General features: G+C 44.2%; 22 protein-coding genes. 10 read left to right on the top strand and 12 right to left on the bottom strand.

The features are described 5' to 3' along the window. Window positions 1-39 precede the first annotated feature (39 nt). The 3 genes from ADH67_RS04675 to ADH67_RS04665 form a co-directional block, all read right to left on the bottom strand. Window positions 40-1,323, bottom strand: a complete 1,284-nt coding sequence (locus ADH67_RS04675; protein ID WP_066593761.1) for a citrate transporter — start codon at window positions 1,321-1,323, stop codon at window positions 40-42. 169 nt (window positions 1,324-1,492) lie between these two features. After that, window positions 1,493-2,203, bottom strand: coding sequence for a response regulator transcription factor (locus ADH67_RS04670; RefSeq protein ID WP_066593763.1), 711 nt, complete (start codon window positions 2,201-2,203; stop codon window positions 1,493-1,495). Then, window positions 2,200-4,704 (bottom strand): sensor histidine kinase, encoded by a 2,505-nt coding sequence (locus ADH67_RS04665; protein WP_158212623.1) that lies wholly within the window; start codon window positions 4,702-4,704, stop codon window positions 2,200-2,202. The genes ADH67_RS04670 and ADH67_RS04665 overlap by 4 nt, the downstream gene beginning before the upstream one ends. A 333-nt stretch (window positions 4,705-5,037) precedes the next feature. Between ADH67_RS04665 and ADH67_RS04660 the strand changes: the two genes are divergently transcribed. The 3 genes from ADH67_RS04660 (at window position 5,038) to ADH67_RS04650 (ending at window position 8,358) form a co-directional block, all read left to right on the top strand. Then, window positions 5,038-6,528 (top strand): FAD-dependent oxidoreductase, encoded by a 1,491-nt coding sequence (locus tag ADH67_RS04660; protein ID WP_066593765.1) that lies wholly within the window; start codon window positions 5,038-5,040, stop codon window positions 6,526-6,528. Between the two features lie 135 nt (window positions 6,529-6,663). Then, a complete protein-coding gene (locus ADH67_RS04655) occupies window positions 6,664-7,353 on the top strand; it encodes a Crp/Fnr family transcriptional regulator (RefSeq protein ID WP_066593767.1) in 690 nt (229 codons plus the stop codon). Between the two features lie 42 nt (window positions 7,354-7,395). Continuing rightward, window positions 7,396-8,358, top strand: coding sequence for an NAD(P)-dependent oxidoreductase (locus ADH67_RS04650; protein ID WP_066593769.1), 963 nt, complete (start codon window positions 7,396-7,398; stop codon window positions 8,356-8,358). Window positions 8,359-8,420: 62 nt separating this feature from the next. Here the strand turns inward: ADH67_RS04650 and ADH67_RS04645 are convergent, their stop codons facing one another. After that, complete coding sequence (locus tag ADH67_RS04645; protein WP_236578539.1) at window positions 8,421-9,590, bottom strand: histidine-type phosphatase; 1,170 nt, start codon at window positions 9,588-9,590, stop codon at window positions 8,421-8,423. A 452-nt stretch (window positions 9,591-10,042) separates the two neighbouring features. Between ADH67_RS04645 and ADH67_RS04640 the strand changes: the two genes are divergently transcribed. After that, a complete protein-coding gene (locus ADH67_RS04640) occupies window positions 10,043-10,255 on the top strand; it encodes a TOBE domain-containing protein (RefSeq protein ID WP_066593772.1) in 213 nt (70 codons plus the stop codon). 117 nt (window positions 10,256-10,372) lie between these two features. Here the strand turns inward: ADH67_RS04640 and mgtE are convergent, their stop codons facing one another. From mgtE to mpl, 5 genes are all read right to left on the bottom strand, one after another. Beyond that, on the bottom strand, window positions 10,373-11,830 hold the full coding sequence (gene mgtE, locus ADH67_RS04635) for a magnesium transporter (RefSeq protein WP_066593773.1): 1,458 nt from the start codon (window positions 11,828-11,830) through the stop codon (window positions 10,373-10,375). Between the two features lie 38 nt (window positions 11,831-11,868). Further along, window positions 11,869-12,690, bottom strand: coding sequence for a shikimate dehydrogenase (aroE, locus tag ADH67_RS04630; RefSeq protein ID WP_066593776.1), 822 nt, complete (start codon window positions 12,688-12,690; stop codon window positions 11,869-11,871). Between the two features lie 284 nt (window positions 12,691-12,974). Next, window positions 12,975-14,966 (bottom strand): ribonuclease catalytic domain-containing protein, encoded by a 1,992-nt coding sequence (locus tag ADH67_RS04625; RefSeq protein ID WP_066595845.1) that lies wholly within the window; start codon window positions 14,964-14,966, stop codon window positions 12,975-12,977. Between the two features lie 28 nt (window positions 14,967-14,994). Continuing rightward, window positions 14,995-15,576: a YqiA/YcfP family alpha/beta fold hydrolase gene (locus ADH67_RS04620; protein WP_066593779.1), complete on the bottom strand. Its 582-nt coding sequence runs from the start codon at window positions 15,574-15,576 to the stop codon at window positions 14,995-14,997. Next, window positions 15,569-16,930, bottom strand: a complete 1,362-nt coding sequence (mpl, locus tag ADH67_RS04615) for a UDP-N-acetylmuramate:L-alanyl-gamma-D-glutamyl-meso-diaminopimelate ligase (protein ID WP_066595848.1) — start codon at window positions 16,928-16,930, stop codon at window positions 15,569-15,571. The genes ADH67_RS04620 and mpl overlap by 8 nt, the downstream gene beginning before the upstream one ends. Before the next feature lie 186 nt (window positions 16,931-17,116). On the opposite strand from mpl, the gene ADH67_RS04610 reads away from it, so the two are divergent. From ADH67_RS04610 to ADH67_RS04585, 6 genes are all read left to right on the top strand, one after another. Next, a complete protein-coding gene (locus ADH67_RS04610; protein WP_066593781.1) occupies window positions 17,117-17,746 on the top strand; it encodes a hypothetical protein in 630 nt (209 codons plus the stop codon). Window positions 17,747-17,971: 225 nt separating this feature from the next. Then, a complete protein-coding gene (aroQ, locus tag ADH67_RS04605; protein ID WP_066593785.1) occupies window positions 17,972-18,406 on the top strand; it encodes a type II 3-dehydroquinate dehydratase in 435 nt (144 codons plus the stop codon). A gap of 14 nt (window positions 18,407-18,420) precedes the next feature. Continuing rightward, complete coding sequence (gene accB / locus ADH67_RS04600) at window positions 18,421-18,882, top strand: acetyl-CoA carboxylase biotin carboxyl carrier protein (RefSeq protein WP_066593792.1); 462 nt, start codon at window positions 18,421-18,423, stop codon at window positions 18,880-18,882. A 2-nt stretch (window positions 18,883-18,884) separates the two neighbouring features. Then, window positions 18,885-20,243: an acetyl-CoA carboxylase biotin carboxylase subunit gene (accC, locus tag ADH67_RS04595; RefSeq protein WP_066593795.1), complete on the top strand. Its 1,359-nt coding sequence runs from the start codon at window positions 18,885-18,887 to the stop codon at window positions 20,241-20,243. A gap of 8 nt (window positions 20,244-20,251) precedes the next feature. Next, window positions 20,252-21,151 (top strand): 50S ribosomal protein L11 methyltransferase, encoded by a 900-nt coding sequence (gene prmA, locus ADH67_RS04590; RefSeq protein WP_066593797.1) that lies wholly within the window; start codon window positions 20,252-20,254, stop codon window positions 21,149-21,151. Window positions 21,152-21,166: 15 nt separating this feature from the next. Beyond that, window positions 21,167-22,021 (top strand): DUF3426 domain-containing protein, encoded by an 855-nt coding sequence (locus ADH67_RS04585; RefSeq protein ID WP_066593799.1) that lies wholly within the window; start codon window positions 21,167-21,169, stop codon window positions 22,019-22,021. Window positions 22,022-22,110: 89 nt separating this feature from the next. Here the strand turns inward: ADH67_RS04585 and modC are convergent, their stop codons facing one another. The 3 genes from modC to modA are packed head-to-tail and all read right to left on the bottom strand — an operon-like array spanning window position 22,111 to window position 24,653. Then, window positions 22,111-23,202: a molybdenum ABC transporter ATP-binding protein gene (gene modC, locus ADH67_RS04580; protein WP_066593802.1), complete on the bottom strand. Its 1,092-nt coding sequence runs from the start codon at window positions 23,200-23,202 to the stop codon at window positions 22,111-22,113. Between the two features lie 9 nt (window positions 23,203-23,211). Continuing rightward, on the bottom strand, window positions 23,212-23,892 hold the full coding sequence (gene modB, locus ADH67_RS04575; RefSeq protein ID WP_066593804.1) for a molybdate ABC transporter permease subunit: 681 nt from the start codon (window positions 23,890-23,892) through the stop codon (window positions 23,212-23,214). A gap of 11 nt (window positions 23,893-23,903) precedes the next feature. Next, on the bottom strand, window positions 23,904-24,653 hold the full coding sequence (modA, locus tag ADH67_RS04570; protein ID WP_066593807.1) for a molybdate ABC transporter substrate-binding protein: 750 nt from the start codon (window positions 24,651-24,653) through the stop codon (window positions 23,904-23,906). Window positions 24,654-24,666: the final 13 nt, after the last annotated feature.

The raw sequence follows: 24,666 nt of genomic DNA, 5'->3' as shown, positions 1-24,666 counted from the left end.
AAAAGGCGAGAGATTTCAAATCCCTCGCCTATTTCAAAATTAGAGAATAGAAAGTGCCATGGAAATGCACAGAGCTACGAAGCAACCAAAGAGAATGGAAGGTCTTTGGAACAAGTTAGCTGGTTTAAGAGCTGAACCAGGCACAACCGGAATAACTGTAGCCAGAGCTGCAACCGGACCGCCTGTCAAGAAGTATTGAATCAAAGATGCACCGGATGCGGCAGCGAAAGCAGCTGCAAAAGGATCAGCACCTGAAGCGAGTACGACTTGAAGGAATGGAATAACTACTGCAACGGAAGCACCGTAGGATTGAGTCATGAAACCCGTGACGAAAGACACGCAGAACATGATCAAAATCGGAGAGAAGGAAAGCATCGGGGCTGCAAATGTGGAGATAGTATCTGCCAAACCGATCTGCTTAATAACCGTACTCATGAATAAAAAGCCGATAGTGGCAACCAACGGAGTAGCAATAAGTCCAACACCTTGCATCATAGTCTGTTCGGAGGACTTCATGTCCTTATGGGCAAGAACCATCACAACCAATGCTGAGACCAAACCTACTAAGAAGATAGGCAAGCCAAGTACGAAACCAACAACCAAAACAATGAATGGGAGGAAAGCTCGGAAGGAAGTAGTCTTGTACTCTTTATTGTTAATCTCGGCCATGACTGCCAGTCTGTCTTCTTCAGAAATAGTGACGCCGCGCTTGTGCATATCACGGATAACACGGAGGCAGGACATGAAGAAAATTGAAAGAGCTGCAATTAAGCCTAGAACATTGAATAAACCGTATCCAATACCTGCAGTTGCCAAAATTGCTACCTGAGTTGGATGTGTAAAGCCTGCCAAGTTGCCGATATGACCGGCGTGGCCCTGAATACCGGCGACTTTGTTCGGATCAACGCCTAAACGCACAGCAGCAGGACCTGTGATCACAGCAGTAATAACCGGCTGTGTAAAACCGGTTAAAGCACCAATACATCCGGCAGCAATACCGCCGGCTGTACAGACACCGGGGCCACCGCCAATTTTATTTCCAACACGAACGATATCGCGAACGATAACATCTAGGAAACCGGTAGCCTGCATGATACCGATAAAGAGCAAGATGCCCGTCATATCTGCAATAACCGGATTCAAGCCGGAGTTAATCATTTTTGCGACTGTGACCGGAGCACTTCCCGCGAGCGGGAAGCCGGCAACAATGGCGGAAATAGCTGCACCGGTAATAGCAGTAATGTAAATAGGCGTTAAGCCTGTAATCATAACTATTAGCGTCAACACCATAATGCATTGCGCTATGACGATTTGAGTTGTCATTTTTTCTCCAATGGATTTGAGTTTTGAGATTTCCTCAAGAAAATGATCTCAAGATCGCATTGCAGCTCAATAACAAAACTTTTAAAAATATTGCAAAAAAATTGCTAAAGCTCAGTAATTACTCCTAACCAAGAAAAATGGGCAAAAATAATGAGTTACTGCGGATAAGTTATTCTTCGAGCAGAAGATATCCAACGCTCGAATATGCTCCAATCACATCTCTCGTCAAACCAGCTTGCTCTAGCTTTCTTCGGATTCGGGCAAATGTAACTCGTAAATATTGAACTTCGCCTATGTATTCGTCACCCCAGACTGCTCTCAACAATCTTTCATGGGTTAAAACTTCTCCGGGATGTTTCATCAACTCAAAAAGTAAACGAAATTCTCTGTCGGTCAGCTTCACATGTTCATCGCCGACCATACAGTCCCTCTGGGAAAGATTAAGGGACAAGTTGCCACTTACCAAAACTTCCTGGGCTGGCTTTTGCACTGACTTTACTCTTTGGCTTCTACGAAGCACAGCCCGAATTCTTTCCAAAAGTTCTTGAATGTAAAACGGCTTGGAAATAAAGTCGTCGGCTCCTTCTCTAAAACCTTCAATAATCGTTGGTCTTTCATCTTTTGCTGAAAGAATAATGACGGGAACGTCTGAGTACCTTCTTAATTGTTTTAACATCGCCATCCCATCCATTTCCGGCATCATCAAGTCAAGAAGAATCAAATCGGGTTTATTCAAGGAGTGATTAAAAACCTCCAAGGCTCGCTTCCCGTCCTCTGCTTGGACCACATCGAATCCCTCAAAAGCTAAATTAGTACTAATAAGTCTTCTGATCTTTGTTTCGTCGTCAACCACTAGAATCAAAGAATTATTTGGATTCATACCGCTAACCTCAATTTAAAAGTAGTACCTGTTTCTTTATTTCTTTCTGCCCAAATTCTGCCGCCGTGAGCAGTCATAATGCCGCGACAAATGGCTAAGCCTAACCCAGTTCCTCCCACTTTTCTATCCGAACCCATTTCTACTTGGTAGAAAGAATCGAATATCTTCGAGAGATAATTCTCCTTTACTCCTATTCCGTTATCTTGGAAAGCAATTTCTATTTCGTCTTTTACCAGACGAACCGTTACACGGCAAACTGGCTCTAATTTCGATCGATAGCGCGCCGCGTTACCAAAAATATTGATAAATACTTGAATCAGTCTGTCCTTGTCTGCCTTTAAAAACTCTGCACCTTCTTGGATTTGGGTAGTAATTTTTAGTTCGGGATAGTGTTGGCGGACAGCACCAATTGCCTGATCAAGGAGGCGCCTAATGGAATAAATCTTGGGACGCAGAACAATGGAACCTGCCTCTATTCGGGACATATCCAGCCAATCTTCAACGAGCCGCTGCAGTCTTGAACTCTCTTCTAACATCTCCGAGAGCAATTCATGAGAAAATTCAGTATCTCTTTGGACAAGTTGCCGTTGAAGAGTCTCAACTTGAAGTCTCATTGTTGTCACAGGAGTTTTTAACTCGTGAGCAACCATCGAAACCAGGTTCTTTTTCATCCTTTCCATTGCTATATCTTGAGATATGTCTCTTATTAAGAGGCCGCGGCGTCTTCCGGAAAATCCGTAAAAACCGGGAACGTTAAAAGCTGATGTTTCAATAAAAAAATCAGAATCTGTTGTGCTTGAATATCTTCGAGGACGCTCTTCTTGTTTATCGAAACCTTCCTCTCCAAGTTCTGACGAACGGAATAGAGAAGAAAATAATTCTTCAAAATTTGGCACTTCCTGTTTAGGCATCAATCCTAAAAGGCCTCTAGCTGCCTTGTTACCATAGAGAAGACTTCCTGTTTTTCCTACCAAGATAACTCCCTCAGTCATTGACTCCATCAAAGCCGTAAAGCGGGAAGCTGAAGTTTTCAAGGAAGAATACATTTCCTGATTATCCATAACAATTGCAATGGAATGGGCGAGCCTTAGAAGAGGACCGGAGGCGAACGAGGAAGGATTTCCATCTCCGCAATCAAAGTATAAATAACCCAATCTGCTTCCATCATTAGCTTTTACAGAGATGTACTGAAACACGCTGTTCCCGAGCATCTCCTTGGAAAAGAAAAGCGTAGGAATAGTAAAAATATCCTTGAATCGATTAATAGTTTTTGCGATAACAACGTCTACCGAGTCCTCCAGAGGAGCCAATAAAAGCTGCAGGCTCTTCAACTCTTCTTTTCTTTGGTTTAAAGAAGCGGTCCGTTTTTCAACTTGCTCACTCAATGCTTCATTAACAGACTCAAGCCTTTTTTGGCTCATCAGAACTGTGGCCGCCATTTCTTCGAACTTAGTTGAAAGAAGCTGCAGTTCTAAAGGCGCAGTTTCTTTGAACACGTCGTCCATTTTAGAAATCTTCCCGGTTTTCTCAAACGCACTGAATTGCTCAATCAACTTATGAACAGCCTCGTTGAGCTGTCTTCCTAAGACCGTCCCAACCACAAAGGCCGCAAGAATTGCAACCAACAGGAAAATACCTGAAGTCGTTAGTGATGAAAGAAGTTGCCTATCTCGAATTGCCAGAGGCTGACCCACAGCTAAAAGAAGATCACCTGGAGATACTTTCATTGCCGTTATTACTTGGGCTTCATTTCTTTTCTTGTCTGTTCTCCAGACGGCCGGAGAATTCTTTATCTTTTCATGCACCTCCTCGTAGAAGTCTTTTCCTCCGAGCGGAGAGAATGAAAAGTTTTCTCTTTTGATGGGCTTCTGAAAGAAACTTTGTCCTGAACTGTCTAGAAGCTGAATAGAGAACGGTTCGAGACCGATAATATGTTCGAACACTTCAGAAAAATATTTTTCAGAAACGCAAGTTGTCAGCCAATAACCTTTGAGCAGTCGCTCTTCCTTCACGGGAGAGCCAAAGCAATACTGCGGCTGAGTACCTTCCGTATATTTATAGAATTCAAAATTGCTCGCGGCGTGTCGAAACTTCTGACTGAGTAAATGAAATAATCTTTCATCTCCGGGACCTAGATTCTCCGACTCATGGAGATTAATGGTCTTATCGGAGAATCCCTCTTGAGTAGGAATGAGAAAAAGGGAGTTAAACGATGTCTGACGCGTAACTCTGGTCTGTGCCCATTCTTTGAAATAACTTTTTGGATTCTGTAAATGAATTGATAATGAATCCAGACTTGAATCTAAAAATGATCGGATAGTTTCGATTTCGTTCGAAAGCTGTCTTCCCAGCTGCTCCATTACTGCGATCTGTCTAACATCATTTTCCTCATTTTCTCTTTGAATCTGATTAAGATGCATGAAAGCAAGCATGAACAATGGCATTAACGCTGTCCAGGTAATTGCTCGGGTTAAGTAGCCGCGAAAATCCTTCTGGATCATTTGCTCTTCCACTCGTACCTTTACAGTAGTGGGCAATGGAACTGAGAAACTAGGGTTGGGAGAAGGCATTTTTAAATCCTCTTTTTTCGCCATTTTTACATAGTGAAAATCTTTTGGTAAGTGTCTTTCTCATTTTTTGTTAACTTACACCATTCAAGTAATTACCCCGAAAATGTATCCCGAGATACAACTCTTCTCTTTTTCGTGTAAAGAAAGTTACGGACAAAACGAGCTTACTCGGAGCAAAATACTCACCTATGGTGATTGGCAAAATTAGCTCGATAATTCAAAGAGTTATTGCTGTTAGCACTTAATTCCAAGGAGACTATATAAATGAAAAAACTGCTCACTATTGCCGTTTTAGCAACATTGTCCACAATGACATATGCCGCCGACAAAGTTATCGACACTGACATCGTTGTCGTCGGTCAAGGCGCCGCCGGTACAGCGGCTGCTTTCGCAGCAGGCGAACTTGGCGCTAAGGTCGTCGGATTAGAAAAGAAAGGACTCCCGGGCGGAACAGGCAACTTCTCTGAAGGTATCTTTGCGGTTGGTACAAAGATGCAGCGTGATTACTACATTCCTCTCACAAAGGATGAAACCTTCAAGAAGATCATGAACTACGGTCACTGGAGAAGTAACGCTCGTCTCGTAAGAGCTATCGTTGACAAATCCGCTGACACTGTTGACTGGATGATTAAGCACGGCGTTAAGTTTGAAAAACTTACAACAAACTATCCAGGCGGTCTCTACACTTGGCATATTTATGAAGGCCGCGGAGCCGGTTGGATTAACCTCTTCCAGAAGAAATCAAAGAGCGATTACGGTGTTGAAGTCCTTTTCAATACACCTGCTGAAAAACTCCTTATGAAAGACGGTAAGGTTGCCGGCGTTATTGCAAAAGACAAAGACGGCAATACAGTTACTGTCAATGCGAAAGCCGTTATCATCGCAACCGGCGGTTTCGCTGACAACCCCGAAATGATGAAGAAGTACACACGTTTCCCAAATACTGACGGATTAGCACAGTCCGGTAAAAACGGTGTAGGTATTCAGATGGCTTGGTCTGCCGGCGGCGGTAAAGAAGGCTTGGATGTTCAGCAATCTTATCGTCCGGGCCCAAGAGGAGTGGGAACGACAAATCACGTTTCCGCAACAGCTAAGCAGCCTCATCTTTGGCTGACACCGGGCGGAGATCGCTTCTGCGACGAAACAATTATGGGTGACTGGCCCGCAGCCGGCAACGCTCTTGAAAGAATCGGCGGCCAGATGTGGGTTGTTTATGACAACAAGAACCTCAATTCCATGAAGCATGACGGTATCGTCCAGGGCGTTGGCGTAATGGTTCCAATTGGTGCCAAACTCACCAAGTTTGAAGAAGAATGGCCGGCAGCTGAAAAAGCCGGTTGGGCAGTAAAAGCTAATACCTTGGAAGAATTAGCCAAGAAGACCGGTATGGATCCTGAAAAACTGAAAGCCAGCGTTGAACAATACAACAATGCTGCAGAAGTTCGCCATGACGCACTCTTCGCAAAAGATCCGCAGTACATCTTCCCAGTTAAAGAAGGTCCTTTCTACGCAATCAAGAGCGTTGCCTCCTCTCTCGGAACACTCGGCGGCATCAAAGTTAACGATCGTCTCCAAGTCGTCACAGACAAGGATAAAGTTATTCCTAACCTCTACGCAGCAGGTTCCGACGTCGGCGGTATGTACGGTGACTCTTATGACCTCTTGATGGCCGGCTCTACCATTGGTTTTGCCGTTAACTCCGGCAGAATCGCTGCAGAAAGCGCTGTCAAAGATCACAATATCGGCAAAAAATAAAAAATAGTTTCTCCTGAACTGAACGGAAGCCGCCCTCGGGCGGCTTTCGTTTTGGCTGGAACGGTGTAATACCGACTTTTCAAAACTTGGTGCACGTGAAAAAATTGACCCGTCCAATATTGAAATAAGAAACAAATGCGTCAAATTTTTCATGCCCTTCCCTGGATCCCTCCGAAGGAACCGCGAGAAGTCGCTGAGCTGTTCTCCCAGTATGGCGTTCCGCTCACTTATAAGTCAGGTCAGCTGCTTAAAAGCCGCGGAGAAAACAACAAACTATTCCTGATAACGAAAGGAGCGGCCGCCTACTACATCGCTGACAGATATAAAAGTCACCCAAGCGTTCTCAACCTATTAATTCCAGGCAGATCTGCCTGTGATTTATCCGCTTTGACTGAAACCAAAGTCAATGTAACGACCCGCGCAATCGGCCCTTGCGAAGTTTTGGCTATGCATCCCCATTTGATTTCCAAATTTATGCTTGAACATTCGGAATTCAGTCTTGATTACGCCAAACATGTGGTCTTCAAACAAGAATGCTCAATAGAAGCGATGGTTGCCAATTTCACATTAGAACCGGCGGAACGGCTCAGGCGCTTACTCAAAGTTCTTCTCATCAGCTATGAAAAACCGATCCCGCCAAATTCTTGGATTCGGATTCCTCTCGACTTAACGAACGAGCAGTACGGTTCCGTCGTAAATTTGACTCGTGTCTCCGTAAGCAGACTCTTTTCGGATTGGACGTCTAAAGGTCTTCTGAAAAAGAGTGGCCGCACTGTGTATGTAATGTCTTCACTGTTCGATAACATGTACGATTGGGTTAAGTAATCTTTTGGACAACGTTTCCTTACCTCTGGAGAACCATAAAAAATGAATGTAGTTATAACAACCGTAAATTTCACAGATACGGCTCTCAGCAAGCTTAAAGAAGCAGGACTTAACGCATGGAAGTACAGCGGACCTGCCTTGGGTGCGGGCGTAAGCGAAGATATTCTGTATGAAGCAGTTAAAGATGCCGACATCATCATTGCAGGCACGGAAACTTATTCACTGAACCTTCTTAAACGGCTGAACAGACTCAAATTCATCTCTCGAAACGGTATTGGATACGACGCAATAGATTTGAATGCTCTCAAAGAGCTCGGTATCGGTCTGACCCGAACTACAGGTTTTGTTGAAGGTGCCGTAGCCGAACATGTTATGGCATACGTTCTTTATTTCGCCAGAAGAATTGATGCTCAAAACAAATTGATGCATAAACATGTTTGGAAACCAACATTGGAACCGGGTGCCAAAGGAAAAACTTTAGCTCTTTATGGCTTCGGAGGAATTGGAAAAGAGATTGCTAAAAGAGCCGTTCCTTTCAAAATGAATGTGATTTACTACTGCCGTCATCCGAATCTCGAGGATGAAAAAACTTATGGTGTCAAATACGTCGATGAAGAGACCCTCCTTAGAGAGGGAGACTTCCTTTCTCTGAATGTTCCGTTGACGGATTCCACTTTTCATCTAATCGACAAGAATAAATTAGATCAGATGAAGACAGGCTCGATTTTGATCAATATTGCCAGAGGTCCCGTTATCGACGAATTTGCAGTAACAGACGCATTAAAGTCCGGAAAACTTGGAGCCGCTGCAGTGGATGTATTTCCCTCCGAGCCTTGCACGGACTCACCTCTTGCTGACTGTCCCACGGCAGTCCTCACTCCTCATACAGCTTCTTCTACTGTAGAAAATTCTGCTGAAATGAACATCGCTGCCGTTGATAATGTTTTGAATTATCTACAAGGAACTCTCGACGACAAATACCTGGTCATCAAAGGAGCTCGCTAACGTAAATTCTCCACTTAACCATATACATCGAGAGAAGGATTTTACATGAGTTGCTGAAAAAATCAGTCGTTCGCTATACACCGGCTATCTAATCGACCGCGATAGTGTCTTACCCACTGAGAAAACTCTACCCCTTTAGGAAGGATCTGAGTTTCTACCGGAGGAAGCGTTACTTCGGAAGCATGCATTTGTTCCGGACTCAGTGCTGAATAAGAAACACGAATTTCTTCTCTATCTCCTACTTTCCATTTTTCGAAAGTCAAATAGCCACCCGGAACATTCTCATTTCTCATTCTGTCCGGCTGCTTCCAGTTCAAGTCAAACAAAGCACCAAGATTGGCCAAGTTAGTGTCATGTCCGACCAAAAAAGTATATTTAGGACCGTCTGTTTTTTCTAATGAGTCGATAATCTTCGCTCCTAGGGCCGATCCTTTATACCGAGCCACTTCCATATCCCGGTTAAGAATTGAAAAAACGCCAACCCGTAAAGGCATAACTTTCAGAATTTCCGCCCATGGCATTTGGCCCCAGCCCGGGATTTGATCAGGCCACTGGCCCCACTCTAAGGCCAGAATTTCCGTAAAGCTTGAACCATAGTAAGGCCCCCCGCTCAAACCAACTTTATGTTTACTTGCATGCCCTACCATTTCGCCGGAAAAATTGCCTTCGGTGACTTTATTTAATAGAAATATCTCGTGAGCGTAGACCTTAGAAACGCCTCTAGAGTTTTGAGTCAATTTCTCGGCTAAAGAATCAGGATGTCGAATCTTACAAACCTTGGCTTTAAGCGGTGAAAACAGCTTCGAATGTTTTGCAGAAGTAACTTTGACCTTTATTCCGCACTGTGGGAATAAGCCTTCGCTTATAGCCTCAGCAGTTTTAATTGTCCGTTCGTCTACGTCGGCAATGATTTCAACTTCATTCGGATTGGGACATTGACTAAAAACGAACGGGCTTATTCTGCTGTTTTGTTTCCACGTTCCCTTAACCAATCCATATCCTCTTGGGGTCAAATACCCTTTTTCTACTCCCCACTCGGGCCATTGACGAGGACTCCATGAAGCAAGCGTTTCAACTGACTGAGTCGGTGACCGAACTCCGTGTCTGGAAACTACTACAACTTTCTCTAGCTCTTCATAAACCGGTGTCCCTGGAATCGGCTCTTGAGCAAAACTTGAATTACATACGGATATAACTAACGCAGAAACTAGATAGGGCCACTTTTTATTCATCATCAACTCCAGGAGGCTAATAAAATGAATATATAGCGTGGAAAACAGTTTTCGGTTTAAAACTAACCGAATCGGTTAATCTGAAATAGTCAACCAAGTAGCTTTCTAATTAAGAAGTTTTTCTTGCTTCGAATAGCGGAAAATGAATCATTAGTTCCAAACCCTAGGCAAAGACCCTTAGAAACCAAAATAGAATGTATCAATTTATTTCAAACAGACTCATTACATCTTTTTCTGTCAATCCGTTATTCAAATTCCTAATCCTGCAAAAGCGAGCTTCTCTTACGCAAACACTGATACCCAAGAGTTCCCTAATGGAATAACGCTCTTTTACTTTATCTCAGAGAGGAATATTCTCCTTCAAAATAACGCCTCAAAAAGTTGTTTGATGAAGTGAGACTTCTTAAGATTTTTCTCGCTTAATTATTCGAATTAACACATTGGAGTTTCAAATGAAATTATCTGCACGTAATGTTTTAGAAGGTAAAGTTGTTTCCATCAAAGAAGGCCCTGTTTCCACAGAAGTTACTATCGAACTCGCCTGCGGCACACAGGTTGTCTCCTCTATCACTTCTACTTCTGCTAAGTCTCTTAACCTTGAAGTCGGCAAAAAAGCCTACGCCGTAATCAAGGCTTCCAACGTTATGGTCGGCACAGACGAGTAATTAATTCTCACCTGCGAGAATTAATAGGCGCAAAGCGCATCAACCTCCTTCGGGAGGCTTTATCTTTTCTGAACGTCCTCTTGTAGGAGACAAATTCAAGTCTCACCGCAAAAGGCTCTAAACGCTAAAAATATAAGTAGCTAAGGCTAAGAAAATAAAGAAGCCGCCGGAATCTGTGATAAAAGTAAGAAGAACCGAGCCACCTAACGCCGGATCCCTTCCTAATTTTTTAAGAGTGAGCGGAACAAGAATAGCTACAACGGCACCCATCAGCATATTCAGCATCATCGCCATAAACATAGTCAAGCCGAGAAGTTTACCGTCCGGTGAGTTGTAGTAAAGAGCCCAAGCAAAAAGCCCCGCAATAATTCCCCAGATAAATCCGTTGATAAGAGCAACTAAAACTTCTTTCTTAATAACGTCCAACTGGTTTGATTCTGTAATCTGGCCTGTCGCTAAAGAACGAACCAGCAGAGTTAATGTCTGGTTGCCGGAATTCCCAGCAATACCTGCAACAATCGGCATCAAAGCGGCCAAAGCCACAACCTTTTCGATTGTCCCGTCAAATGCAGAAATCACGCGGGATGCAAAGAATGCTGTAAATAAATTGATTCCAAGCCAAATCCAGCGGGCTTTTGCAGATGACCAAATAGATTCGAACAAGTCCTGATCATCATCCAAACCGACGGCGCCGAAAGCTTCTTCATCACTTTCTTCACGAATAATGTCAACGACTTCATTAACGGTCAAACGGCCCACCAATCGTCCGCTTTCGTTAATAACTGGTGCACTAACGAGGTCATAACGTTCGAAGGCGGAAGCCGCATCTCCGACATCTTCCAAAGGGGAAAGTGTCAAAACGTCTGCAACCATCACATTTTTAACCAACTGATCCGGAGCATGAGTAAGAATTCGGTCAACCGGAAGAGTTCCCATTAACCTCTCGTCTCGGTCTACTACAAATACTTGGTCAGTGTGATCAGGGAGTTTCTTTAAACGGCGTAAATAGCGAAGAACGACATCGAGCGTAACATCTTGCTGAATTGAGACAATATCGAAGTCCATACGGGCACCCACGGAATCTTCCGGGTAGCTCATTGCCGCCCGCAGCTGTGCTCTCTCTTCGTGGGAAAGACCTTCCTGAACCTCAGCAACAACATCCGGCGGCAAGTCTTCAACAAGATCAGCAATCTCGTCGGTGCCCAACTTTTCAACGGCATCGACAAGCTCGTCCTTGTTCATCGCATCAATAAGGGTTTCACGAACCGCTTCATTGACCTCAACAAGAATTTCACCGTCCTGACTAGACCTGACACAGTCCCAGACAATCAGACGTTCATCAAGAGGAAGAGCTTCCAGAATATAGGCAACGTCAGCAGGATGCAGTTCAGACAGAGTATCTCGGAGATCAAGCCGGATGGCCTCTCTGTCTTTCAGATCTTTTCTATCCTCGGCCTCTTCGCCTTCTTCGATTAACTGTTGGACAAGTGCCAAAGCACGTGCCGCTGCTTCGGGGTCACGTGCTGAAATCTCTTCATCCTTGGCCAAGCCAATAGTGTTTTCTTGAAGACTCAAGCTTCACTCCTCAAAGAGACACCTTGTCTCTCACTTTTCTATTTTTTCGCTAACAGTTTCCTAATATATTCATAGACCGGCGTCGTTTCGGGCCGATGTCCAAGCCAGAAATTATAAGAATCAGCGGCCTGCTCGACAAGCATTCCCAGGCCGTCAGATGTAACTTTTGCCCCACCTTCTTTTGCAACTTGCATAAACGGTGTCGGATCAGCAGCATAAACCAGATCGAAAGCTAGTTCACAATCTTCAAAGGCATTTGCAGGAATTAGAGGAGCCTTATTCTGAAGGCTTGCGGGAGTGGCGTTAATAATAAGATCGTATTGTTCAGAGCCTGTCTCATCGTACAAAATACTTTGGATTCCGAATTCATCGGCCAGCTGCTGAGCCCGAGCAACCGAACGATTGGCAACTGAAATCTTTTTAGGAAGTTCGTCAAGAATGACTGGGAGCAGTCCTCTAACGCTTCCGCCGGCACCTAAAATCAAAATATTCTTATTTTTCAAAGAAAAGTTCAGGCGCCCTTTTAAATCCTGGACAAAACCAATCCCATCGGTGTTCTCTCCGAGAACTTTATTTCCTTCAAATTTGAGAGTGTTAGCGGCGGTTGCCTGTCTTGCATAGGCCGTCGTTTTAGTGGAAAAACGATAAGCATCAACCTTAAAAGGAATGGTCACATTGACACCCTTATATCCCTCTGAGATCAGATCTTCAATGTAACTTTCAAATTCTCCTAATGGAATTTCTATTTTTTCATAAGAAATATTGTCGCCAAACTGTTTAGCAAAGGCTTCATGAATTTCCGGTGACAAACTGTGGGCCACAGGGTTACCGACTACGGCGTATTTCGATTCTTTACCCATGTTTTTCCCTTTCTTAAAAATTTTTAAAATTTCTTTTTTCCAAATAATAACACTCTCATGGGATGGCTCAATAGCTAATTTTTCTTATAAAAAATTTAATACCCAGAGAGCAAAAAAGATCTTCCGCGCAAAATTAAACCCGCGGGGTCATTTTGCGGGTCTTATCCCTTGATTCCCAAAGGGCAAAACGAATCTTTTTTACTTTACGAAGCCTTAATACATAACTTTGAATATGTAGAAATTTCTTTCAGAAACCATTTTGAATTCCCAAAAGAAGAAATCTCTTAACTTGCTTCATTAGATTTTGGTTGTTCCGAATCACTGGAATTAGTCTGAGGAGCTGGATTTTCTTGTGGCTCTTCAACTTCAACGAGCTCTTCCTCCGATAAGTCTTCGGCATCCTCCTGATCCAAAACTTCAACTAAACGCAGTTCGAGAACAAGCTCAATGTAATCGATGCCAACTACTTTCATAAGAAGGTTCTGGCCTCGAGAGTACTCCGGAAGTCCCGGTACTCTCTGCATCATTGGCAAACCTTCCAAGCGAACCAAATCCCCCTTAACGACGGTGACTTTTATATTTTCGATTTTTTCCTGTTCAATCCAGCGTAAAGACCAATAACGGTTCATTCGAGTCTGGAAGTCATTAAAGGCGGTGTATTTCGTATCGAAGTTGGAAATAATGCTGAACAAATCCAGATCATTAGCCTTAAACGGAGGCTTCTCATCTCTGACGGCAGCTATCAATTGACGTTGGTTAACCATGTCGACGTAACGCCGCAGCGGAGAAGTCGACCAAGCGTAGTACTCAACACCGATTCCGTCATGCGGTCCCGGAACGGAAGTCATCTTCACTTTGCCCATTCGTTGACTGCGGTAGATGCCGGCAACCTTCTTTTTCTCCAACCACTCACCCCAAGAAGCATTGGCAAAAATCATTACCTCGGCCACCAATAAATCAAGTGGAGCACCGCGTTTTCTGCCTTTCAGCTCAACGGTTGCGTTTTCATCTTCACCTTTCAGATCAAAATACCAGTCAATTTTTCCTACCGGCTCAGGACGCCCGCGAACTTCTTCGCGTTTTTGCTGAAGATGTTTTGCAAAATGCCACACCCAGGACATTTCCTTACCGAACGGTATGTCCAAAGTATTGTCTCGGACAGCCTCTTCTGTTACTTGGCTTTCAATCTTGTCGTACCACAAGTTGGCGGCGATTTTGATTCTCTCTAATCGTGTTTCCGTCACGACTACTTCGAACGTCTCGTTATCTACTAAAGCATACAAAGATAAAACCGGACAAATGTTTCCTTCATCCAAAGAAAAGGCTTTAACCCAGCTTTTCGGCAGCATCGTTGTCTTCAGACCGGGAGCATACACAGTAGACATTCTTTCTCGCGCAGCTTTATCTACTTCAGAGTCAGTCAAGATTCCAAGACCGGGCGCTGAAATGTGAATACCTAGCTTGGTTCTGTTGTCTCCCACGGGTGTCACGGAAACCGCATCATCAATTTCAGTTGTGTTGGAATCGTCAATCGAAAAAGCTTGGCCGTCAGCAAGAGGAAGATCCTCAAAACATTCCTTCTGAGGTTCCGGAAAGGTCTTCGGAAATTCCTTTCCTTTAGGAAAGTTAATTGAAAAGAAATTCTCTACGTGGTATCTCCATGCGTTAGGAATCGCTTTTACTTCTAAAAGCAGTCTTAGAGGAGAACAGCTTCTAATGTCAGTGGCTTCTTTCAGCGCTTTCCACTCAATAGAGTTTTTGTCGGGCTTAGACAAAAGCTGAATTGCCTGAGCAGCGATAGCCTCGGGAGCTCGGCCTTCGAGAAGTTCCTTGACGTAAGCATCTTTTTGTTCGTCCAGCTTTCGCTTTCTTTCAATTGCCGCCAGAGCAAGTTTGAGAGTCTCTTCGGGAGCTGCTCTGTATTTTCCTCGACCTTTTCTATAAAAGTAGACGGGATAGGCATGAAGACGGAAAAGAGTTCCGGCCTGTTCAAGCTTGCCGGCTTCTTCCCCGAAATATTCCTTTGCAGCATCCTGATAAGTAAATTCTTCAGCTGCAGCGAACTCCCAAAGCAAATCTAAATCAATAGTTTCAGCTACAGCCTGAGCCTGCTGAATAAATTCGAGAGGAGAGGGAGCGGAAAATTCAAAAAAACTATGTGATTTTTTAACTTTTATTCTTTTTCCTGTCGGTAATTCGATCTGATAAGCAGCGTCCGTCGCGTTCAGAATGACTCCTGCCTTAAAAGCACCGTCTTCTTCGAAAAATAAATTCATTGTCATCCTTTCTTTGAGAAAGCAGATCTTACCTGGAGATCCTGCCATGAAGGAAATTCATAACATCATCTGCAAGAGAATCAAAGCCTGAGAGTCTATGGTCCGCTCCGTGCACTATCTTGACATTAGTCCCATGGTAAAACTCCTCACCATCGTGCCAATTGAGCACTTCATCCTTATCTCCCAAGATGGTCAAGTAATTAGAAGGAGCTTTAAGACTGTTAACGGCTAATGCCTTTAATTCTTCTTCGTACTCCGGATAGACAACGATTTTGTCGCCGGTTTGTTCCACGTAGTGCACCCCGACCTTATCTTCCATAAAAAGCCAAGGACGAACGGCAGGATTTAAGAGAACCGCCTTTCTACTAAACTTTTCCGCTGCCCAGGTGGCATAAAAACCGCCTAGCGATGAACCGATAAAACAAAAATCGTCCGTTTGAACCTGATCTACGGCAGCTATAATTATCTCGGCGGCTTTCTTCGGTCCTACAAAAATTTCCGGAGCAATAAAAGGAATTCCTCTTTGAAGATGCCTTTGCTCCAAAATCTTTCCTTTGTTGGAATACGGAGAAGAAAGAAATCCATGAATATAGATAGTAGTGCTATTCATTAATAGACCTCTGTCGGAGAACATTCAGAAGTTTTTCATGGATATTGCCGAAGCCTCCGTTGCTCATTACCAAAATTGTATCTCCCGGCTCGGCAGTCTTCACTGCTGCTTCGGCAACTTCCTCAAGATGACTAAAGACTTTAGCTTTATTCCCAAGCGGCTTGAGAGCTTCTGCCACATCCCAATGCACTGCAGGAGATTGAAAGCAGACAACTTCATCGGCCAACTCCAATGATCCGGGAAGTTTGTCTTTCATGCTTCCAAGTTTCATCGTATTTGACCGAGGTTCAAGCACCGCAATGATTCTTCCCTCCCTCTGGACGCTTCTTTGTGCCTTAAGAGTCTCTTCAATGGCGGTTGGATGATGGGCGAAATCATCAATAACTTTGACTCCGTCTTCCGTTCCTCTAAGTTCCAGTCTGCGTTTTACACCTTCAAAGGATTCCATATGATGCAAAGCATCGACAGCAGAAATTCCGATTGCTGCTGCCGCAGCTACTGCGGCAATTGTGTTCATTCGGTTATGATGTCCGGGCAACGGAGAAGAAACTTCTCCGATTTCCTTGGAACCGGAGAACAATCGCGAATCCTCATGATCTTTTAATTGCCAGTTGTCCGAATCTGAAGTACCGAAGGATTCAGCCAGCGTCCAAAGCCCCATTTCTAATACTTCTTTAAGAGCTTCGGATTCGCCGTTATAAATTACTCTTCCCTGCGATGGAATAGTTCTGACTAAATGATGGAACTGTCTTTGAATTGCGTGGATATTCGGAAAAATGTCGGCATGGTCATACTCTAAGTTATTCAGAATTGCCACCCAAGGACGGTAATGAACAAATTTGCTTCTCTTATCAAAGAATGCTGTGTCGTACTCATCTGCCTCAATAACGAAGTATTCTGAGTCAGTCAAACGGGCAGAACGATGGTAATTATTGGGCACTCCTCCGATTAAAAAGCTTGGGTTCAAACCAGCTTCTTCCAAAATCCATGTCAGCATGGAACTTGTAGTGGTTTTGCCATGGGTGCCCGCAACAGCTAAGACTTTCTTCTTCCACAAAATGTTTTCTGCGAGCCACTGTGGTCCCGAAGTGTATGGAGCCCCTGAATTAAGAATAGCTTCAAGAAGAGGGTTTCCTCGAGAGATAGCATTACCGATAATATACAAGTCAGGATTTAACTTTAACTGCTCAGAATCGTAGCCCTCGATCAGTTCAATCCCAGCTTCTTTAAGCTGATCAGACATTGGGGGATAGACAGCTGCATCACAGCCGCTGACTTTTATATCTAAGGATTTGGCAAGCTGAGCGATTCCTCCCATAAAGGTCCCGCAAATACCAACAATATGAATATGCACAATTTCTCCGAACATCTATCTCGTAATCAGAGAACTATAGATCGAGGCGCTCTTTAGTCTCAAGAATATACATAAGAAATTTAGTAACGATTTGGACATCGGGCAGCTCAGAATAATTTTTTCTTGGTTTTGCGGCATTCTGATCGCCTAGAATTTGTTACGTTTTCATAGAAATCTAAGGACACCGTGATTCAGCCTAATAAATATGCAGCCCTTGCTGCCGGCATAATCGCCGAAAAAGGGCTTCCTTGGAACGAAGCCAGAAGCGAAATACTTGAAAGTAATCCGCATCTTTCCACTTCTATGCTTCCGTCCGATGAACAAATCGAGACGGCACTAAGGGAACATTACGCAATTTTTGATCCGGAAGGACATAAAGGGCGTCTAAGGGAGCTTCGGTTGATGGCTCTAACGGTCATGAAGGAGTTAGAGCAATACTCTCCGCTTTTAACTAAAGGTGTTCTCAACGGGTGCGCAGATAAATTCTCTAATATTTATATCGATCTAGCTGCGGACGATCCTAAAGAAGTAGAGTTATTCTTGTTGGATAGAAATATTGATTTTGAGTCTTATCCGATAGAAGGAAGAACTAAAAGAGATCCGGTTGAAGAACTTATCGTCGAAGCCCCTTCGTTGAGAAACGGTGTACTTCGGGATCAACACATCTCTGTCTGGGTAGTATTGCGCGTCTACGACGGGCACCAGCAAGGAAAGAAAAAGCAAAACAAACTTCCTGATCAATGGCAAATCGAAGAAGAAAGCTTCAAATTTGCCACAATTGAAGATCTTAAAAAAATTCTTGATAAAACTAAATAACCAGGCCATTTTCTGCCTTTTTCGCGTATCTTCGCCGATCTTTACATTTGTCTTTGACGCTTTAATAAAGGGCTTAAAACTCTTTTTTCCCCCTCACAGATCCATCAAGATAGATACAAATAGCCCGATTTCTTAATGTTTTTAGGGAAAGTTAAGTACTATACTTACGAAATAAATAACTCTAAGGGGAGCTGAGAGATTTTCCGCCATCCTCCCCTGAACGTGATGAACAAAATTTTGCTGCTTAACGGCCCCAATCTAAATCTTTTAGGCAGAAGAGAGCCTGAAAAATATGGATCTGTGACCTTAGAACAAATTGAAAACGAACTTAGTCAAAAATGTGCTTCTTACGGTGTTGAACTGATTTGCTATCAGAGCAACCACGAAGGAGACCTTGTTGACAAAATTCATCAAGCCGCCAGAGAAGAAGTCGACGCAGTCATCATCAATCCCGGCGCATACACTCACACAAGCATTGCCATTAGAGATGCCTTCTTGTCAGTCAACATCCCTTTCATAGAAGTGCATCTTACAAACATCTTTGCTAGGGAACCTTTTAGACATCATTCCTATCTATCCGACATTGCTAGAGGATGCATTATTGGCTTAGGGTATAAAGGGTATCTGCTGGCGGCTGAATATTTAATTAATTCTAATTAGAGAAGAGGATCATCATGGATCTGCGTAAACTTAAAACACTTATTGATTTGGTACAGGCTTCAGGAGTTTCCGAATTGGAAATTACTGAAGAAGGCGAAAAAGTCAGAATCGTCAACAAACCGGTATCTGTTGCTGCACAACCAGCCGTAGTCGAAGTTCCTCAGCCAGTTTACAGACCGGCAGAGCCGGTAGCTGCACCAGTGTCAGTACCCACTCCTGCCCCTAAGGCCGCTGCTCCGTCCGGGACTCAGGTAACAAGCCCGATGGTCGGCACTTTCTACCGCGCCCCTAGCCCCGGTGCCGATCCTTTCGTTCAGGTCGGTTCTCAGGTAAAGAAAGGCGACACCTTATGCATTATTGAAGCCATGAAACTGCTTAATGAAATTGAAGCAGAAGTCAGCGGTACCGTAAAAGAAATTCTGGTTGATAATGCTCAGCCTGTTGAATTTGGACAAGCCCTCTTTGTTATTGAGTAACCATGTTTGGAAAAATCTTAATTGCCAACCGAGGTGAAATTGCCCTTAGAATTCAGCGTGCTTGTAAAGAAATGGGCATTAAAACGGTGGTTGCTCATTCTTTAGCAGACACTGACGCCAAGTACGTTAGGCTTGCAGATGAGTCCGTCTGTATCGGACCGGCTCCCGTTCACCAAAGTTATTTGAATATCCCGGCTTTAATTAGTGCGGCTGAAGTCACCGATGCCGAGGCTATTCACCCGGGTTACGGTTTTCTGTCGGAAAATGCAGACTTCGCTGAACGGGTTGAATCCAGCGGATTCGTATTTATCGGACCTCGCCCGGAAACTATTCGTTTAATGGGAGATAAAGTTTCGGCCAAACAAGCCATGATTGAAGCCGGCGTTCCCTGCGTTCCGGGTTCAGGCGGCGCGCTTCCGGATGACCCGAAAGAAATTATTCGTCTGGCACGTGAAGTCGGCTATCCGGTCATTATTAAAGCAGCCGGTGGCGGCGGCGGACGAGGAATGAAAGTCGTTCATACCGAAGCTGCTCTGATTAATGCGGTCAATACCACAAGACAAGAAGCTAAAGCCGCATTCGGCAACGGTACCGTCTACCTTGAAAAATTCCTTGAAAATCCTCGTCACATTGAGATTCAAGTACTTTCCGACTCTTTCAGAAATGCTATCTGGCTTGGCGAAAGAGACTGTTCTATACAAAGACGCAATCAGAAAGTCATTGAAGAAGCTCCGGCTATCGGTATCCCTCGCCGTCAAATCGAAAAAATCGGCGAACGCTGTGTAGACGGATGCAGAAAGATAGGTTATCGAGGCGCAGGCACTTTTGAATTCTTGTACGAAAACGGAGAATTCTACTTCATCGAAATGAATACTCGTATTCAGGTGGAACACCCTGTCACGGAATTAATTACAGGCGTCGATTTGGTTCAAGAACAGATCAAAATTGCTGCCGGCGAACGTTTAAGCTATCGCCAGAGAGATATTCAAATCAGAGGCCACGCCATTGAATGCCGACTTAACGCTGAAGATCCGTTTAGATTCACACCGAGCCCGGGAAGAATCTCGACCTTCCATGCCCCTGGCGGTCCAGGAATACGCGTTGACTCCCACATTTACCCGGGATACTTTGTACCTCCGCACTACGATTCAATGATCGGCAAGCTCATCTCTTACGGGGACACACGTGAGCAAGCAATTGCCCGCATGAGATGCGCGTTGTCCGAAACTGTTGTAGAAGGAATTTCAACCAATATTCCTCTTCACAGAGAAATGATGATTGACCAAACTTATTTAAAGGGAGGCCCAAGCATCCACTATCTGGAAGAAAAACTCTCGCACATGAACCGTAAACACGCATAGGCTGCTAAATGCTCAAAGAATTTTCAATTTTGGTCGAAAAAGACGAAGCCGAAGAACTTTCAGATTTCTTAATGGACGAAGGTGTCTATTCAGTCAGCATCGAAGATGCCGATGCTGATAGCGAAGACGAGGCTCCGCTCTACGGAGAGCCTGGGCTGGAGCCCGAGAGACTGGCGTGGAATCGTTCCAGATTGAAAATTCTTGTCCCCGCAGACTTTCCTATTGCTAAGGTTTTAAATAAATGCTGCGACGAACTGCATTTCAAAGTACCGGAAATTGAAGCGGAAACAGTCGTTCCGGATAACGATTGGGTTCGCATCACGCAAGCTCAATTTTCTCCGACTCAAATTTCCGAAAAGCTATGGATTGTTCCGTCCTGGCACGAACCTCCTAATCCGAATGCAATCAATATCAGACTTGATCCGGGCGTTGCATTCGGTACAGGGACTCATCCCACAACCCATCTTTGTCTTGAATGGCTGAGTTCGCATGCTCTTTGCGGCCGCAGTGTTCTCGACTACGGCTGTGGTTCTGGAATTCTTGCCGTAGCCGCAAAGAAACTTGGTGCTGATATTGTTATGGGCACCGACATCGACCCGCAATCCATCGAAGCGGCTAAATACAATGCCGAGCAGAATGGAGTTGAGGCAGGCTTCTATCTCCCATCCAAATTGCCTGATGAAAAATTTAATGTGGTGGTAGCTAATATTTTGAGCAACCCCCTCCGAATCTTGGCTCCTGCGCTCATATCCCGCGTAAAAGAAGGCGGATCCTTGGTTTTATCGGGTATATTAGAGAGACAAGCTGAAGAGCTAATAGAACTTTACAACGGGCTGTGTGCCACTCTGGATCTGAAGATTTGGAAAACTTCGGAAGGATGGGTGTGCTTAGCAGGACAAAAGAAATAACCGAGCGAGCAGAATATGGAGCCGAAAATCTCTGGCAATTCAAAAGGTCTTAGATTTCCTTATGAACCGAGTCTTTCTCAACCTTTAAAGCGAAAAGAAGATTTAATTCCGAGAATTGTGCCCGCTGAACTGAATTCTCCGGTTCCGACATCTGCCAAGACTGAAACTCCAAAAATTTCTCCCTCTCCTACAGAACCCTCTTCTGCAGGCACTTCCACCGGCTGTCCCGCTGGACAAACTCCTCAGGCTCCCATTTCTTCAACCGCTGAGCCCTCTTCAGTTAAGCGCAAAGATCCTCGTGAAATGATGGCTGCGCTTTCCAAGGATTTAGAGGAACTCTCAACGCCTTTAAGCCAAAAGCCTAAAGCCGTCATGGAACCTCCCGATGAAAATCTAGAAGCTCCCGAAGAAGCTCCGACTCCATCTGGCGTTCTGAGATCAGTGATGCTTTTTATTTGCTTTATTGTGGTTTGCCTGTGCACCTGGCAAGTTGCCTTATTCTTGCAGCCAAGCATCATGCAACAGGATCCTCTTAACTCAATTTCTGAAAGAAGCTGCAAGTTCTTCTACTGCCCTCCGATGAGGCCGCTGAGAATCCTGACTTCGGAGATGAATGCCACAGGCAGAGACACCTGGGACGTCTCGCTCCAAGTACAAAATCAGGATATGAGAACTCAGAGACTTCCTCAGTTTCAAGTCACTTTTGTCAACACCAATAAGACTATCTTCCAAAAAACTTATCCGCCTTCTGAATACACAGTCATCCCGGATATGAAGAGCATCAAAGGAGGACTCTCGGTCAAGATTCAAATTCCTGTTGTCTATTCTGAAGGAAGACCTTCGAACTTTATGGTTAAAGTCTTGGAATAGTCAGGTTGGACCAAAATTCAAAGGAGATCAGTCTAAAAAACTTGATCTCCTTTTGTATTTCACAGCAAAATTTTTAAGTCTTAGGCAAATCACTGGGAACTTAAGCTCATCGATTTAAATTGAACCCAAACATTCGAGCCCTCTTGGAGACAGAGAGAATTTAAAGATTTGTTTGTCACCAAAGACAAAAATTTCTGACCGTTGCAGTCAATTTGAACCAAGCTGTCGATATGATTATCTTCTTGCCGTATTTGGGTGACTATACCCGGCAAGATATTTAAAATTGAGGTCGATTCAGGCTTTGCTGCAGCAATAGAAACGTCTTTAGCCAACACCTGCAAACTCACGGAGTCTCCAACCCCTTCTCCTCCGTCAGGGACGGTAATATCAAACTTTTCGATTCTTACTGTCAATAAATTCCAGCGGGCGTCCTTATTGATCACTTTTCCGCGCAGAACCACTCCAAGTTTTCCTTCGAGCTTAACGGGAAGATCTACGTTGGATAAAACGCTTTGCAGAGAGCCGCTGGCTTTCAAAAGTCCTTTCTCAAGCACAATGATGTGATCGGCAAGTTTCACTACTTCATTTGTAGAGTGAGTCACATAAAGCATTGGTATTTTGAGTTCTTCTTTAAGCTTTACCAGCCAAGGGAGAATTTCAACCTTTCTGGCAAAGTCCAAAGAAGCTAGGGGCTCATCAAAGAGCATTACATGTGGATCCGTCGCCACGGCTCTGGCAATTGCCACTCTTTGCCGTTCTCCGCCCGAAAGCTGAGAAGGCATGCGGTTAAGCAACGTTCGAATTCCTAACAATTCAATAGCGGTTTCCATTCTCTCTTTGGAGTTGGGACTTTTGCTTCTCTTGATAGCGAACTCTAAATTTTTTAACGCGGAAAGATGAGGAAAAAGAGAAGATTCTTGAAATACATAACCCAGCTGGCGCTGCCAAGTCGGTAAAAAGATATTCTTCTTGTCATCCTGCCAGAGTTCATTGCCGACATGAACATAGCCATGTGCACGTTCAAGCCCCGCCACGCATCTCAAAAATGTTGTCTTACCGGAACCCGACTCTCCAAAAACAACAGTAATTCCCTCTGTGGGGAATTTAACGCTGCAGTCAAGCTTAAAACCTCCTTTCCTTTCCAGGAATAAGTTCACTTCACTTGTACTTATTGATTCCAACTTATTCTCCTAGGTCAAGAAGCGATCGTTTTTTCTATTTAATAATGTTAGTCCGAGTAGAACAAAGAAACTAAATAAGACCATACCGCCAGCCAGCCAATGGGCCTTTGAGTATTCCATTGCTTCCACATAGCTGTAGATTTCTGTGGAAACAACTTGAGTTTTTCCGGGAACATTGCCCCCAATCATCAGAACAACGCCGAACTCGCCAATTGTGTGCGCAAAAGTAAGTAAAGAAGCAGTTACGAAGCCAGGCTTCGCTAGTGGTAGAATTACATTGAAGAAAGTATCCCACGGCGCGGCCCGGAGTGTTGCAGCGACCTCCAGCGGCCTTTTGCCGATAGATTCGAACGCTCCCTGCAGCGGCTGCACAGCAAACGGCATCGAATATACGACGCTGCCGATTACAAGCCCCGGAAAAGTGAATGTCAGAAGCCCTACCCCTAAAGCTTCTGTCAATTTACCCAAAGGCCCATTTGGCCCCATGGCTACTAAAAGATAAAAACCTAATACACTGGGCGGTAAAACAAGAGGTAATGTCACCACTGAACTCACTGCGGATCTCAGCTTCGACTTTGTATTAGCGAGCCACCACGCCAGTGGCGTGGCGACAATTAAAAGAAACACTGTAGTTATGGCAGCTAGCTCTAGAGTTAGTTGGATAGGCAGTAATTCTTCAGCGGTAAACATCTAAAACTCTCTTACAGTCCGTATCCGTAGGACTCAATTAACTTCTTAGCTTGAGGATTGGTTTCAACGAACTTAAGGAAGTCAGCAACTTCTTTGTTGCCTTTACCCGGCTTCAAGACAACGACGTCCTGACGAATAGGCTGATACAAGTCAGTTGGAATAATCCAGCCGGAACCGGAGGTCATCTTTCCGTCTTTGAATACTTGAGACAAAGCGACGAAACCAACCTGCGCGTTAGCTGTCTTGGCATACTGGAATGTCTTACCGATATTGTCCCCGGTTACAAATTTGGGTTCCGCTTTCTTCAGATTGCCCCAAGCTGTCATTGTTTGATAAGCAGCCTCTCCGTATGGAGCTAACTTGGGGTTAGCAACGGCAATCTTCTTAACTTTGTCAGAAAGAATAAAGTTCTTATCTTCTTTTACAAAGTCAGGTGCGGCGCTCCACAAAACTAACTTACCGTACGCATATACCTTATTCGTACCTTCAGCACCCAAACCTTCCTTTACAATCTTAGCTGGGGTTTTTGCATCAGCGGCAAAAAGAACCTGATAAGGAGCACCGTTTTTTATCTGTGCGTAAAAGGCACCTGTTGCGCCGTAGGAAGCTAGAATCTTATTACCGGTTTCCTTTTCATACATAGCGGCCAACTCTTTCATAGGAGCGGTAAAATTGGCGGCTACTGCGATATTAATGTCGGCGGCATCGGCTGAGGTTGAGAAGATAGCTGCTACAGCTAAAAGCAATAAACTTTGTTTCATGATGCTCTTTTAA

This window comes from Turicimonas muris, from assembly GCF_002221595.1.
Taxonomy (GTDB): domain Bacteria; phylum Pseudomonadota; class Gammaproteobacteria; order Burkholderiales; family Burkholderiaceae_F; genus Turicimonas; species Turicimonas muris.
This window is presented reverse-complemented; position numbering and strand designations above follow the sequence as displayed.